The sequence below is a fragment of the Granulicoccus phenolivorans DSM 17626 = NBRC 107789 = JCM 15570 genome (assembly GCF_000423085.1).
In the GTDB taxonomy this organism is placed as follows: Bacteria; Actinomycetota; Actinomycetes; order Propionibacteriales; family Propionibacteriaceae; genus Granulicoccus; species Granulicoccus phenolivorans.
This window is the reverse complement of record NZ_AUHH01000043.1, coordinates 1-13379: the sequence shown is the minus strand read 5'-3', so window position 1 is coordinate 13379 and position 13379 is coordinate 1. Positions and strand designations below refer to the sequence as shown.

Here is a 13379-nt window from a genome sequence, read left to right as displayed (position 1 = left end):
CATATGACAAGCAATCTTGACTTGATGTCTATATTTCTTTACATTTGAGGTATGGATCGGACCGCCACTGCAGCACCCACCACCGTGTCCGGGGGCGCCAGGACCGGTATGCCGCTCACCCTGACCCTCCTGTTCGGCCGGACCGCACTGCTGCTCCTGACCGCGGGCGTGCTGTACGCCCTCGCCGCGGCCGGCGTACTGGATCCGTGGCCCCGGCCGATGATCTGGCTGAATATCGCGATCGTCGCGGTCGACCTGATCACCCTGGCCGCGGTCACCCGCGTACTCCACCGGGAGGGACGCACGCTCCGTGAGCTGTTCGCCTGGGGGATCAGCGACCTGGGCTGGAGCCTGCTGGTCCTGGTGATCCTGACCGTCACGCTCTTCGCGACAAGCTACCTGGCCAACCTGATCGTCTACGGGGGCGCTCCGCCGATTCCGCCCGCCGGTGCGCAGCCACCGCTGTGGTACGGGCTGTGGACCCTGCTGATCATGCCGGTGACGATCGCGCTCGCCGAGGAGTACCTCTACCGCGGCTGGGCGCAGCCGGCGCTGACCGAGCGATGGGGCCGGTGGATCGCCTGGATCGTGGTTGCCCTCGCCTTCGGTGCCCAGCACATCGCCCTGTCGCTGACCTCGCCGGAAGCGGCCGTGGCCCGGTTTCTCGCCATGTTCCTGTGCGGTCTGGTCTTCGGCGCCCTGTACTGGCGCTTCCGCCGGCTCGCACCCCTGATCATCGCCCACTGGCTGCTCGATGTGCTGTTCCTCGGGCTGCCGAACCTGCTGTGAGCCGACCCGTACGCTCACCCCGACCCGAACGGAGACAGACATGTCCGCAGCGAAGCGACGCACCCGCCAGCAGCGATCCAACCGCAACTACGGCGTACGCTTCGGCGGCTCCGCGCTGGTCTACACCGTGCTGATCCTGGTCTCAATTCCCCTCGCCGAGCAGTTCCGGGACTCCCCTGTCCGCTTCGTGATCGTCTCCCTGCCGATCATCGGCATCGCCGGCGGCATCTGGGCGCTGTGGAGCTACCTGCGCGAGGCCGACGAGTTCCAGGTCCGCAAACTCCTGGAAGCACTCGCCTTCTCGATCGCGCTGACGGTGCTGGTCACCTTCACCTATGGCATGTGGGAACTGGTCGGCGCGCCGCGGCTCAGCATGGTGTGGGTGACCGCGGTCTGGGCCATCGGGCTCGGGATCGGCAGCCTGCTGGCGAACCGGAAGTACCGTTGATGCGCAACCGCTTGAAGGTCCTGCGGGCCGAGCGCAGTTGGACCCAGGCCGATCTCGCCCGCGCCCTGGACGTGTCCCGACAGACCGTCAGTGCCCTGGAATCCGGCCGCTGGGATCCCGGTCTGCCGCTGGCGTTCACCATCGCACGGGTCTTCGAGTGCCGGATCGAGGACGTGTTCTTCCCCGACTCCCCCGCCGCCTAGGTTTCGGCCAGCTGCCGGTGGAAGGCGCGGGCGAGCAGGATCAGCCAGAGCATCGTCGGGATCAGCGACAGCATCGCCACCACCAGCCCGACCATGCCGACGTTGGCCGGGACCAGCATCGTCACCCCCGTGATCAGGCCGACCACGCCGGGCGCCCGGCCGAAGATCCGGTGCCGCAACAGCGCTGCGGAGAACAGCAGCGTACTGATCGCCCCCAACACATAACTGAGCCCGAAGGTGCCGCCGTTGTACCAGGTGAGCAACGACTGCCCGCTCGCCAGCAGCGCCGCCTGCTGGGTCGGATCGGCGTGCTGGTACTGATCGCTGAGGATCCACATCGAGAAGGTCGCCTCGCGGGTCACCAGGAAGAGCAGGACGCTGAACAGGCCCAGCAGCACGGCCAGCAGCGCCGCCGAGGGCGCCCGATGCCGGATGATCAGATACAGCGCCAAGTACAGCGGGAGCATCACCAGGTAATCCAGGGTGAGCAGCAGGTCGAGATCGAGCAGCCCCAACCCGGGGTTGCGCTGGAACAGGTCGAAGAAGCCCAGCACGGTGCTCGGCGGTGGGCTGAGCAGGAACACCGCCGCCTGCAGCGGGATCAAACAGGCCACCACGATGGCACTGATCGAGGCCAGCCGGATCATTCCCCGCCACTGTGTGCTCATGTCCCTCACCGCCCGGTACAACAAAATTCTAGGACCGCCGCGCCGGGCCGGACCCACCACGTGCGCAACCTCACATCGCCCCGCCCGGCGTGGTCGACTTGGGGATTCCCGCGACCGATGCGGAACAATGGCCGCTATGGCAGAGTCGATGACACCTGAGCTGGCACGCCGGGCCGCCCCCGCCCGGATCACCCGCGGCCAGCGCCTGCACCTGAACGCCGCGGTGGCCGCCGGGAATCTGGCGGCCTTCGCGTCGCGGATCAGCGGGCGGGGTTCCGGGGCATCGATCAAGGGTCAGCTGATGACCAAGCTGGACAAGGACGCCTTGGCGAAGCTGCTCCAGGGCCGGCGGATCGCCGCGGTCTCGGGCACCAACGGCAAGACCACCACCACCCATCTGCTGGCCGCGGCGGTCCGCGCCGGCCTCGGCGCCGACACCCAGCGGCTGGTCACCAACGCCGACGGGGCCAACCTGCACTACGGCATCGCCTCGGCCCTCAGCACCGCCCCGTACGCCGATCTCGCCGTCCTGGAAACCGACGAACGCGTGGTGGCCGACGTGATCCGGCTCGGCAAACCCGAGGTCCTGGTCCTGCTGAACTTCAGCCGCGACCAACTCGACCGCCACCACGAGATCAAGTCCCTGGCGCGCAGCTGGCGGACCGCGCTGGAAGCGGCCGGAGCCGACGGCCCGGTGGTCATCGCCAACTCCCAGGAGCCGATGATCGTGTGGGCCGCCCAGACCGCCAAGCGGGTCGTCTGGGTCGAGACCCGCTCGGTCTGGGCGCAGGACTCGGCCCTGTGCCCGGCCTGCGGCTCCGAACTGCGGGGCCACGACGCCCCCGGCGAGCAGACCGCGCAGCGTTGGCACTGCACCGGATGCGATCTGGCCGAACCGGAACCGGCCTGGTCGGTCTCCGGGGACACGATCATCGATCCCGAGGGAACGGTGTGGGAGCCGAAGCTGCAGGTGCCGGGTGCCTTCAACGTCTCCAACGCCGCCCTGGCCATGGCGGCCGCGGCCGAGCTCGGCGTACCGGCGGGGACCGCGATCCGGGGCATGCGGAAGGTGACCGCACCGGCGGGCCGGTTCGCTACCACGACGATCGGTGACACCACCGTGCGGCTGCTGCTGGCCAAGAACCCGGCCGGGTGGGCGGAGGCGCTGCCGATCATCAACACCGACACCGTGGTCCTGGCGATCGACTCGGTCGCTGCCGACGGCCGCGACGTGTCCTGGTTGTGGGACGTCGACTTCGAGCAGCTGGCCGGCAAGAACGTCATCGCCGCCGGCCCCCGGGCGCTGGACCTGGCGGTCCGGCTCAGCTATGCCGAGGTCGACTTCACCGTGAAGCAGGACCTCGCCGAGGCGCTGGCCGGCCATCCGAATCCGGTCGACGTGCTGGCGACGTACACCCCGTTCCAGAAGCTGCGCAAGATGGGAGGCCTCGCATGAGCCTGGAGATCGTGTTGGTCTATCAGTCCCTGCTGGGGATCTACGGCGACCAGGGCAACGCCAAGGTGTTGCTCAAGCGGGCCCAGTGGCGCGGCATCGATGCCACCCTCACCCAGGTCGAACCCGGCGATGCGCTGCCGGACTCCGGGGACATCTTTCTGCTCGGCGGCGGCGAGGACGGCGCCCAGACCTCCGCGGTCCGGCTGCTCAAGGCCGACGGCGGCCTGCACCGGGCGGTGGACCGCGATGCGGTGGTCTTCGCGGTGTGCGCGGGGTACCAGATCCTGGGGCACTCCTTCGGGGTCGGGGACGCCGACGATCTGCGGGAGGGGCTGGGACTGCTCGATGTGACCACCACCCGCGGGCCCGAGCGGGCGGTCGGGGAGATCCTGACCCACTGGAACGGCCACGAGGGTGAGCAGGCCTGGCTGACCGGGTTCGAGAATCACGGCGGCTACACCGCGCTGGGCCCGCAGGCCACCCCGCTGGCCACCGTCGAGGTCGGCATCGGCAACGGCGACGGCACCGAGGGCGCGGTCCAGGGCAAGGTGCTGGGCACCTATCCGCACGGTCCGGTGCTGGCCCGCAACCCGGCCCTGGCCGATCATCTGCTGGAGCAGGCGTTGGGTCACGGACTCGATCCGCTGGAGCGCTGGGAGCACGACGAACTGCGCCGGCAGCGGCTGGCCGCGGTGCGCGGCTGAGCCGACGGGCTCAGCGGTCCCGGTCGTACGCCGCGGCCCAGGCCACCAGGTCCGCCCGATGCGCGGCGATCCGGACCCGGGTCGCGTCCGGATCGGTGGTCAGTCCCTCGGCGGCCCAGTGTTCGCGCGCCCGGGGCAACAGGCCGGGCGGCAGCGCCCCGGCGGCATTGGTGACCCGCCACCAGGCGACCGCGGCGCCGTGCCGGGCCATGATCGTGCCGACCCGCCGCGGCGTACTGCCGATCAGATCGGCGATGTCGCCGTAGCTGACCACGCACCCGGGCGGGACCAGGTCGACGGCCCGCAGCACCTGTTCCACGGTCCATTCCGCGCTGTTCTCCACGGTGCCCCCATAGTTGCCGGTAACGTGTTGATATGCCGATGCCGCACCGAGCCCTGGGACCGTTCTCCGTCTCCGCCGTCGGTTATGGCGCGTCCATCCTGTCACTGCCCGAGGGGCCGCAGCGTACGCCGGAGGAAGCGATCGCGACCGTGCACGCGGCGTTGGATGCCGGGATCACGCTGATCGACACCGCCGATGTGTACGCCCCCTCCTGGGACACCGTCGGGCACAACGAGCGGCTGATCGCCGAGGCGCTGGGCTCCTGGTCCGGCGACGCGTCCCGGGTCGTGGTGGCGACCAAGGGCGGGCTGGTCCGCACCATGGACGGTCGGTGGAGCCGCAACGGGTCGTACCGTCATCTGCGTTCGGCCGTGGAGGCCTCCTTGACCAATCTGGGCCGCGATGTGATCGACGTGTATCAGTGGCATCGCCCGGACCGCTGGCAGGTGTTTGCCGACGTGATCGAGTCGTTCAAGATTCTGCAGATGGAGGGCCTGATCCGGGCGGTCGGGCTGTCGAATGTGATCAGTGACGAGATCGAGATCGCGATCGAATTGCTCGGCCCCAATGGTTTGGCGAGCGTGCAGAATCAGTTCTCCCCCACGTATCGCTGCAGTTTTCCCGAACTCGAGTTGTGTCGGGAGAACAAGGTGGCTTTCCTCAGTTGGAGTCCGCTGGGTGGGGCGGCGACCGCCCGGCAATTGGCCAGCGAGGTGCCGCCGTTCGCGACCGTCGCCGAGCGGCACGGGGTCAGCCCGGCCCGGGTCGCGGTCGCGTGGGCGCTGGCCCAGGGCGAGCATGTGATTCCGTTGGTCGGCGCGAGCCGGCCCGAGACGATCCGGGATTCCGCGGCCGGCGCCGAGCTGGAACTGACCGAGGAGGATCTGGAGATGCTCGGCGGGCACACCGACCAACGCATCCCCAGCCGCTCCTCGGCCAGCTGACTCAGAAGTTGAGCCGCCCCAGGACCGGCACGATCGGTGCGAGCAGCCCCAGGCTCATCAGCACCATGCCGAAGTTCATCGCGAACGAGGACAGCGCCGAGAGCCGGTAGTACAGCGTGCCCCGGCCTCCCTCGGCCGCGTCCACCGTGGCGTGACTGGCCCCGGGGATCCCGCGGACAGCGGCAATCAGGTCGCGGATCGAGGCCCACAGCAGGAACCCGAGCAGAAAGATGCCGATCAGCGCGAGCACCCACAACGTCCCACCGGGTGCGGCGGCCTGTTGCATTGCCGACATCGCGGTGCCGTGCCCGTGGCCGTGGGCCATGCCGTGGCCGCCGTGATTGTGTCCGGTCGTCATGGCGCTCGAGGAGGCCGTCCGCAACGATCGGTGGACCGCCATCGCGCCGAGGTGCCAGGTCATCGTCCAAAACATCACGGTGTGGCTGAGGGCGTGGCCCAGGTGTGCGGTGCCCTCCCGGCGTACGTCGATCACCAGGCGGACGGTGAACCAGACCGCGGCCAGCCCGAACAGCACCGTCAGCGCCGGGATCGGGATCACCGCGATGAGCGCCTGCCAGGTCGGGCCGGGAATCATCAGGAACATCACCACGGCCATCACCCAATGCAGGCCGACCGATACTCGTTGGGGCACGGTCTTTGCCCGGCCGAGTTCCACCGTCTCCCACAGAATGCAGAAGGCGAACAGGATCAGCAGAATGACGAATTTTCCGGGTGATTCGGTCAGGGTGAACACAGCGGCCTCTCGCTCAGCCACGCCAGAATAGCGCTCAATGCCCGGAGACTAGAGGGCACAATACGGGCCGGGGGTTTATCGTCTCACCCTTCGGTCACGATTTCGTGGGGCCGCCACCGGTCCAGCAGTCGATCGGCCAGCAGCAGCACCGTCACCGCGATCGCGACGATGCCGAGCAGCAACAGCGCTCCCCACCAGGAACCGGTCAGCGCCAGGACGAACGCCTCCAGCGCGGCCATCCCGATCGTGGCGTAGATCAGGGCCCACCCCAGCGACCCGATCATGGTGGCGGGCACGAAGCGCTTGAGCGGCATCCGGGCGACGCCGGAGGTGAACATGATCGCGCTCTGCAGGCCCACGGTGAAGAAGCCGATCACGACCGCGAGCGGACCGAGCGTACGCACCAACCGCTCGGCAAGCGGGCGGCGGCGCTGGGTGGCTTCGGTCCCACGCCCGGGCCGGACCCGGCGCCACAGCGCGCCGGCACCGTGCCGGGTTCCGCGGCCGAGCCAGTGCGTGGCGTTGGAGCGGAGCATGGCGCCGGCCCACAGCGTCGGGATCACGATGTACCAGGGCAGCGCGAGCACCCACTCCACCAGCGCGGTGAATCCGCTCACGAAGCCCTGCAAACCTGGTCCCCCCACCTGTTCCGGAGGAGTCTACCCTGCCGGATTAGGTTGACCTAACCTGGGGGGGCCGGAGTCGGGCCAGGTAGGCCCGCTGCGCCTCGGCACAGACCCGGAGCAGGATCGGCTCGTACCCGGCGGCGAGGATGTCCTCCCGGGCCCCGGTGACGCACAGCGACGCGACGGGGGTGTTGTCCACCAGGATCGGAGCGGCGATGCTGGCGACCGCATCGACGTATTCCCCGTCGTCGATCGCGATCCGGGTCTTGCGTACGCGCGCCAGCTCGGCCCACAACCGGTCGGGATCGGTGTTCGTCCGCGCGGTCCACTGATCCAGTCCGCGGGCGCAGACCTTCTCCGTGCTGACCGGGTCGAACGCGAGCATCGCCTTGCCGATCGAGGTGCAGTGCGCCGGGGCGCGCCCGCCGATCCGGGAGGGGGACGGAAACCGCTGGATGCCGTGCAGTTTGTTGAGGAACACCACATCGGCGTCGTCGAGCACGGCCAGTTGCACGGTGCAGCGGGTCAACTCGTACAGCTTGGCCAAGTAGCCGGTCAGCACGATCTGGATCAGCTCGACCTGCGGTCCGGTCGGCAGAGCCTCGGCGAACAGTCCCCCGAGTCGGTAGTGATCCCCGTACTGTTCGAGCACGTTGTTGCGGACGAGGGTCTTCAGCAGTCGGAAGGTGGTGGATTTCGGCAGGTTCAGGCGCCGGCCGAGGTCGGTCAGCCCGACGCCGGTCATGTCGCGTTCGACGACCGCCCAGAGCAGTTCGCAGGCCTTGTCGACCGCCGTGCGCCGGGCGGTCCCCTCCGAGGTAGAGCTCATGAGGGGACGCTAGTACGGGCCGGCCCCGCGTGGGGACCGACCCGTCAGATCCGGCGTCGGATCAGCGCACGGCGGCCAGTGCCGGGGACGCGCTCATCGAGGTGAGCAGTGCCCGCAGCGCCTCGGGGCCGACCTGGGACAGGCAGGCGGCGGCCACGAAGCGGTCCGGTCGCAGGAAGACCATGCCGTAGGCGCGGGTGTCGAACCAGCCCTTGAGGCTGCCGTCGACATCCCCGATGACCAGCGACCCGGACCCGGCGTACTCCTTCTCGGCCCAGTCCCGCTGGGTCTCCGAGACCAGGGCGACCAGCCGGAAGCCGAGTCGGTCCAGGGTCTGGCGATCCTGCTCGTTGAACAGGAGGGCCGGGTCGTTGCCCCAGACCAGCACGCTCCACCACGGACCGATCACGTCGTCGAGCAGGGCGTTGTCGTGCTGCGCGGTGCGCACCCGCGGCTGAATGAACTGCTTGCCGACCGGGGTGATCTTGTCCACGGCGTTGCGGACGGTCATGAAGCGGCTGGCCCGCTTGGCGTCGGAGCGACCCGGCTCGAGCGAGTCGGCGTTGACGACCACGCCGGTGGAGTACCGCGGCATCGGCTTGAACCGCATGTCGGTGAAGTATTCCTTGATCTGCGGGGACAGGTTGAGCACCTTGGACAGCCCGTCGCGGAGGCCGGCGATTACCTTGTCGGTCGGCTTGATGATGGTGCCGAAGGTCATCGACAGGTCGATCATCGCCTTGGCGTGCTCGTGCCGCTCGGCGGTGTAGGTCTCCAGCAGCTGCTCGGTGGCGTCACCACGCAGCACGGTGGCCAGCTTCCAGGCGAGGTTGGTGGCATCGCGCATGCCGGAGTTCCAGCCCTGGCCCATCCACACCGGCATCAGGTGCGCGGCGTCGCCGGCGATCATCACGTTGCCCTTGCGGAAGTTGCCCGCGATCCGGCCGTGGTGGGTGAACACGCGGCGGCGGATGACGTCCAGTTTGGAGGAGTCCGGGACGTGCTCCTTGAGCAGTTCGGCCACGAAGGCGTCGTCCTCGACCTTCTCCGAGGGCTCGTCGTCGAACAGCATGAACTCCCAGCGACGGATCCCGTGCGGCAGACCGATCGACACGTACGGGCGGGCCGGGTCGGCGCCCAGGTACACGTTCGGCAGGCCCAGCGGGTCGTTGCGGACGTCGACCACGACCCAGCGGGTGGACGGGGACTGACCCTCGAAGGTGACGCCCATCCAGCCACGGGTGAACGAGCGGCCGCCCTCGGTGCCGACCAGGTAGCGCGCGGTGAGCTTGGTCGAACCGGTCGCTGCTTCCCCGGACTCGGCCAGGTCGGCCTGCCCGTCCGCTCCCCCGCCGATCTGGATGTCGACCTCGACGTGATCGCCGTGGTCGGTGATCCCGGTCAGGCGGTGGTTGAACCGGACATCGATGCCGTCGAAGCGAGCCAGGCCCTCGTACATGGCCTTGTCCACCAGGGGCTGGATGAAGCCGTGCTTGCGCGGCCAACCGAACGGCTCCCCCTTGGGATCGTTGGTCAGGATGACCTCGCCGTGCCCATTGACCAGCCGCATCACGTGGTGGGGAATGGTGAACGGTGTGATCTCCTCGATCAGGTTCATGGTCTGCAGGCTGCGCATCGATTCATCGTCCATACCCACGCCTCGCGGGTAGTCGATCAACTCAGAGCGGGCCTCGACCAGGATGACCTTGATGCCGTAAGTACCGAGCAAGTTGGCCAGCGCGAGCCCGACGGGCCCGGCTCCGGCGATGATGACATCTGTGTCCAGCGACATTGCTGTTCTCCTGTTGTGGTGGTTGATGTGCAGGGGAAGATCGGACCGAACCGAACAATGACGAAACTACGGCCCCGCCGATTCCGCTACCACGGCGGGTGCCACATCATGGCACTGGGGGGCGTGCCACATCATGGCACCGCTGCTGGCTGACGGGATTCCGGACATCTCACACTTCTGAGCGCCACCTGTCGGGCCCGACACGTACACCACTACTGGTCCGTGTCCCGCAGGTGCGATGCCACATCCACCGACGAAGGAGTCTCGATGTCCCCTGCTGCGAGCCAACCTGTCACCAGCACACCCGCCGAACGCCGACGCGCGATTGCCTCGAGCTTTCTCGGCTCCACGGTCGAATACTACGATTTCCTGCTGTACGCCGCGGCGGCAGGCCTGGTCTTCCCGAAACTGTTCTTCCAGGGCGTCGAGCCCGGAGTCGCGACGATGCTGTCGTACCTGACCCTGTTCACCGGCTACCTGGCGCGGCCTCTCGGCGGCATGTTGTTCGGTCATTTCGGGGACAAGTTCGGGCGCAAGAACATGCTGGTGATCACCCTGCTGATGATGGGTCTGGTCTCCATCGCAGTCGGCCTGATGCCGACCGCACAAACCATCGGCGTGGCCGCACCGATTCTGCTGACCGTCCTCCGGGTGATCCAGGGCTTCGCCGTCGGAGGCGAGTGGGCCGGCGCGATGTTGATGTCGATGGAGCACTCGAAGTCCGGCTCCAAGGGCCTGGGCGCGTCCATCTCGGTCGCAGGTGCACCGTTCGGCGCGGTGCTGTCCACCCTGGTTCTGGCGCTGTTCTCCACCCTGCCGCAGGATCAGTTCCTGAGCTGGGGCTGGCGGATCCCGTTCCTGCTGTCGGCAGTCATCGTGATCATCGGCCTGTTCATGCGCACCCGGGTCACCGAGTCCCCGGAGTTCGAACAGGCGCGCCGCGAGGGCAAGCTGCACACCGGTCTGCCGATCGCGAAGCTGTTCAAGGAGCACGGGGGCCAGGTCTTCCTCGGCTCGTTCGCGGTGATGGCGTCGCTGTTCATCCAGGGCCTGCTGGCCTCCTTCATGGTGCCGCACGTGGTCGCCACCGGCGTGGCCACGCAGTCGGAAACCCTGCTGATGCTGACCGCCAGCAACGTGCTCCACGTGTTTGCCATCCCCTTCTTCGCGTGGTTGTCGGACAAGTTCGGTCGCAAACAGGTCATGCTGGCCGGTGCGGCCTTGTGCATCGTGTTGGTCTTCCCGATGTTCGCCCTGTTCAACTCGGGGAACTTCTGGCTGGTCGCGCTGGGCTTCATCGTCGGTAATCCGCTGATGCAGGCCTCGATGTACGGCCCGGTCGGGGCGTACCTGTCCGAATTGTTCGACACCGGCTCCCGGTACTCCGGCGTCTCCGCCACCTACCAGCTCGGCTCAGTGCTCGGCGCCGGCCTGGCCCCCATCGTGGGTCAGTGGCTGGTCGTGCCGAAGGGGAGCTCCGACACGACCAAGCTGGCGATCTACATCATCATCGCCTTCCTCATCTCCGCCCTGGCCGTGATCCTGTCGCGCTCGCACGCGTCCCGGCAGAGCCAGCACACCGCGGCCGAGACCTTCACCGAGTCCGAGGCGTTCCAGGGCTGATCTGCAGGCTCAGCCCGGTTGGATCGTGCCGGCGAGGTCAGCGACGGAGATGGTGCCGGCATTCACGTCGGCCACCACCTGCTTGGCCTTGCCGGTGCTGTCCCAGGTGTTCCACAACAGGACTCCGATCGGCTTGCCGTCGCGGACGTAGTGCAGCACGGCCGCGGTGCGGTCGTCGTTCCAGCGCTCAATCACCTCCGCGCGGGCATCCAACGACCCCATCGCCTCGTAGCCGTCATCGAACAGGTCGGACCAGAAGATCGGGGTGTAGTCGTAGGACTCCTCGCCGCCGGCCATGTTGGCACCGGCGACCGAACCGGAGTGTTCGGCATTGTCGACGTGCTCGACCCGGCGACGCCCGAACAGCGGATCGTCGAAGACCATCACGTCGCCGGCGGCGTACACATCGGCTGCGGAGGTACGCAACTGCGCGTCGACCAGGATCCCGCCGCCGTCGAGGGTCAGCCCGGCCGCCTCGGCCAGTTCCAGGTTCGGATGTACGCCGAACCCGACCGCCACGACATCGGCGTCAAAGCTCTTCGCACCATCGGTGACCACGAGGTGATCACCGTCAACAGTGATCTCAGAGATCTTGAAGCCGGGGTGCAACTCGACACCGTGGGCGCGATAGGTCTCTTCCAGATGCTGGGTGATCGATTCGGGGAACATCCGCTCGAGGAGCCGCTGCTCCAGGTAGAGCATCGTGGTCCGAGCACCGTTGTTGGCCAGCGCGGCGGCAATCTCGGAACCGATGTAGCCACCGCCGGCAACCACCGCCCGGGTGCCGTCGGTGACGCGTTCGCGCAGAGCGCGGTAGTCGGCGCTGGTGCGCAGGTAGACCACGCGCGGATCGTCGATGGCCAGCGGCTTGTTCGGCGTGGCGCCGGTGGCGATCAGCACCTTCCGGTAGCCGATGGTCTGCGAGCCGGACGCCGTGGTCGCGGTGACGGTGTGCGCCTGCGGGTCCAGCGCGGTGACGGTGGTCTGCAGGGCCAGGGTGACGTCGTCGAGGTCACCGGTGCCGAGCAGCGAGTTCTCCACCCGGGCCTGGTCGCCGGACTTCTTCCACAGCGTCTTGGACAGGTCCGGACGGTAGACCGGCCCGTCCGAATCGGACGACAGGATCAGCACCGAGGCGCCGGGAGCTCCCTTCACGATCGCTCGGGCCGCCTTGTCGGCCGCGGTCCCGCCGCCGATGATGACGTACTCGTAGGATTCCGCAAGGTTGTTGGACACGCGCTTTCCCTCCGCCGATTCGGCCGCCGCGTCCTTGCGACGGACTACTGCCCACCCTAGACCTGCCCGTCACCCCAGGGTCAGGGCAGCCTGCGGGCCCCGCTGGCCGGGGGCCGGCGGGGTTTGGGCGTGGGGGTGGGTTCAGGCGGCTGCCTGGTGGTCCTGGGCGGGGGCCGGGTGGGCGATGGTGCCGTGGGGGGTGACGGTGTATGCGAAGCCGGCCGGTGAGGTCCATTGGTAGAGGCCGGGTTCGGGTTGGTCGAGTCGCCAGCCGGCGTGGGTTTTGGCGCGATGGGCTTTCCGGCTCAGCGGGGCGGTGTTGGCCAGGCTGGTCTGCCCGGCCCCGGCCGGTGCCTGGTGATCGAACGGGATCGTGTGGTCCAGGTCGCAGTACCGGCTGGAGATCCCGGAGTAGGGGAACACACAGTTCGGGTTGCGTGCCTCCTGGATGCGCCGCATCCGCTCCGGCACCTGGTACCCGTCCACCGGGACGACATCGGCGGTGTCCAGGATCGGATGGACCTTGACCTGACACCCGGCCAGCACCGTCCCGAGTTGGTCGGTGAGGACCGGGCCGTACCCGTCGACCCGGGCAACCGGACTCAACTCGACCCCACTCTGGCCGGCGGTCCCGGTGAGATGGACGACCAGTTCCGCACTACGGCCCCGGCGGAACCGGCGCCCGTCCCCGATCTCGGGGTCGGGGTGGGTGGTGCCGAGGGGGAGGTGGTCGGGAACGGTTTCGCCGTTCGCGTTGCGCGCCAGCCAGCCGAGCGCTTTGGCGCGGCGTTGTCCGTGGTCGCCTTCGGATTCCGGCAGGGCGGCAGCGATTCGGGCGAGGGCTTCGTCCAGGGCGACACCGTCGCCGGGGTCGAGGCGGCCCCACACGTCGGTGTGACCATCGATGATCCCGAACACACGCACATCCCGGGCCCGCGCCGCCTGGCGGGCTTTCTCGCGCGCG

General features: G+C 68.3%; 14 protein-coding genes and 1 pseudogene. 7 read left to right on the top strand and 8 right to left on the bottom strand.

The window, feature by feature from the left end:
• The first annotated feature begins 51 nt into the window (after positions 1-51).
• The 3 genes from G531_RS0115330 to G531_RS0115320 are packed head-to-tail and all read left to right on the top strand — an operon-like array spanning position 52 to position 1440.
• On the top strand, positions 52-789 hold the full coding sequence (locus G531_RS0115330; protein WP_081684174.1) for a CPBP family intramembrane glutamic endopeptidase: 738 nt from the start codon (positions 52-54) through the stop codon (positions 787-789).
• A 40-nt stretch (positions 790-829) separates the two neighbouring features.
• Positions 830-1237: a hypothetical protein gene (locus G531_RS0115325; RefSeq protein WP_026927907.1), complete on the top strand. Its 408-nt coding sequence runs from the start codon at positions 830-832 to the stop codon at positions 1235-1237.
• Positions 1237-1440 (top strand): helix-turn-helix domain-containing protein, encoded by a 204-nt coding sequence (locus G531_RS0115320; protein WP_026927906.1) that lies wholly within the window; start codon positions 1237-1239, stop codon positions 1438-1440. The genes G531_RS0115325 and G531_RS0115320 overlap by 1 nt, the downstream gene beginning before the upstream one ends.
• Here the strand turns inward: G531_RS0115320 and G531_RS0115315 are convergent.
• Complete coding sequence (locus tag G531_RS0115315) at positions 1437-2108, bottom strand: DUF4386 family protein (protein ID WP_081684173.1); 672 nt, start codon at positions 2106-2108, stop codon at positions 1437-1439. The two genes, G531_RS0115320 and G531_RS0115315, sit on opposite strands and share 4 nt — an antisense overlap.
• A gap of 301 nt (positions 2109-2409) precedes the next feature.
• On the opposite strand from G531_RS0115315, the gene G531_RS0115310 reads away from it, so the two are divergent.
• On the top strand, positions 2410-3564 hold the full coding sequence (locus G531_RS0115310) for a Mur ligase family protein (protein WP_245630506.1): 1155 nt from the start codon (positions 2410-2412) through the stop codon (positions 3562-3564).
• Entirely contained in the window at positions 3561-4268 is a 708-nt protein-coding gene (locus tag G531_RS0115305) for a type 1 glutamine amidotransferase (protein WP_026927903.1), read from the top strand. Before G531_RS0115310 ends, G531_RS0115305 begins: the two co-directional genes overlap by 4 nt.
• Positions 4269-4278: 10 nt before the next feature.
• Here the strand turns inward: G531_RS0115305 and G531_RS23150 are convergent, their stop codons facing one another.
• The gene (locus G531_RS23150; protein ID WP_035759276.1) at positions 4279-4611 is read right to left on the bottom strand and encodes an MGMT family protein; all 333 of its coding nucleotides are present in this window, start codon (positions 4609-4611) and stop codon (positions 4279-4281) included.
• Positions 4612-4643: 32 nt separating this feature from the next.
• Here G531_RS23150 and G531_RS23145 point away from each other — a divergent pair, with 32 nt between their 5' ends.
• A complete protein-coding gene (locus tag G531_RS23145; RefSeq protein ID WP_245630503.1) occupies positions 4644-5555 on the top strand; it encodes an aldo/keto reductase in 912 nt (303 codons plus the stop codon).
• Position 5556: 1 nt separating this feature from the next.
• Here the strand turns inward: G531_RS23145 and G531_RS24820 are convergent, their stop codons facing one another.
• From G531_RS24820 to mhpA, 4 genes are all read right to left on the bottom strand, one after another.
• Positions 5557-6330 carry a DUF5134 domain-containing protein gene (locus tag G531_RS24820; RefSeq protein WP_145978729.1) on the bottom strand — a complete coding sequence of 258 codons (774 nt, stop codon included), beginning with the start codon at positions 6328-6330 and terminating at the stop codon, positions 5557-5559.
• 62 nt (positions 6331-6392) lie between these two features.
• On the bottom strand, positions 6393-6926 hold the full coding sequence (locus tag G531_RS23140; protein WP_145978728.1) for a DedA family protein: 534 nt from the start codon (positions 6924-6926) through the stop codon (positions 6393-6395).
• Positions 6927-6981: 55 nt separating this feature from the next.
• Positions 6982-7764 carry an IclR family transcriptional regulator gene (locus tag G531_RS0115280; protein WP_026927901.1) on the bottom strand — a complete coding sequence of 261 codons (783 nt, stop codon included), beginning with the start codon at positions 7762-7764 and terminating at the stop codon, positions 6982-6984.
• Between the two features lie 61 nt (positions 7765-7825).
• Complete coding sequence (mhpA, locus tag G531_RS0115275; RefSeq protein ID WP_026927900.1) at positions 7826-9556, bottom strand: bifunctional 3-(3-hydroxy-phenyl)propionate/3-hydroxycinnamic acid hydroxylase MhpA; 1731 nt, start codon at positions 9554-9556, stop codon at positions 7826-7828.
• A 267-nt stretch (positions 9557-9823) separates the two neighbouring features.
• On the opposite strand from mhpA, the gene G531_RS23135 reads away from it, so the two are divergent.
• Positions 9824-11179: an MFS transporter gene (locus G531_RS23135; protein WP_051215579.1), complete on the top strand. Its 1356-nt coding sequence runs from the start codon at positions 9824-9826 to the stop codon at positions 11177-11179.
• Positions 11180-11188: 9 nt separating this feature from the next.
• Here the strand turns inward: G531_RS23135 and G531_RS0115265 are convergent, their stop codons facing one another.
• Both G531_RS0115265 and G531_RS0115260 read right to left on the bottom strand, forming a co-directional pair.
• Positions 11189-12415 (bottom strand): NAD(P)/FAD-dependent oxidoreductase, encoded by a 1227-nt coding sequence (locus tag G531_RS0115265; RefSeq protein WP_026927899.1) that lies wholly within the window; start codon positions 12413-12415, stop codon positions 11189-11191.
• A 141-nt stretch (positions 12416-12556) separates the two neighbouring features.
• A pseudogene (locus G531_RS0115260) lies at positions 12557-13379 on the bottom strand (DUF222 domain-containing protein); the annotation flags it as partial.

Coding starts and splice junctions, on each gene's coding strand:
- G531_RS0115330 (WP_081684174.1), top strand. CDS start 52: ATGGATCGGACCGCCACTGCAGCACCCACCACCGTGTCCGGGGGCGCC.
- G531_RS0115325 (WP_026927907.1), top strand. CDS start 830: ATGTCCGCAGCGAAGCGACGCACCCGCCAGCAGCGATCCAACCGCAAC.
- G531_RS0115320 (WP_026927906.1), top strand. CDS start 1,237: ATGCGCAACCGCTTGAAGGTCCTGCGGGCCGAGCGCAGTTGGACCCAG.
- G531_RS0115315 (WP_081684173.1), bottom strand. CDS start 2,108: ATGAGCACACAGTGGCGGGGAATGATCCGGCTGGCCTCGATCAGTGCC.
- G531_RS0115310 (WP_245630506.1), top strand. CDS start 2,410: ATGACCAAGCTGGACAAGGACGCCTTGGCGAAGCTGCTCCAGGGCCGG.
- G531_RS0115305 (WP_026927903.1), top strand. CDS start 3,561: ATGAGCCTGGAGATCGTGTTGGTCTATCAGTCCCTGCTGGGGATCTAC.
- G531_RS23145 (WP_245630503.1), top strand. CDS start 4,644: ATGCCGATGCCGCACCGAGCCCTGGGACCGTTCTCCGTCTCCGCCGTC.
- G531_RS0115280 (WP_026927901.1), bottom strand. CDS start 7,764: ATGAGCTCTACCTCGGAGGGGACCGCCCGGCGCACGGCGGTCGACAAG.
- mhpA (WP_026927900.1), bottom strand. CDS start 9,556: ATGTCGCTGGACACAGATGTCATCATCGCCGGAGCCGGGCCCGTCGGG.
- G531_RS23135 (WP_051215579.1), top strand. CDS start 9,824: ATGTCCCCTGCTGCGAGCCAACCTGTCACCAGCACACCCGCCGAACGC.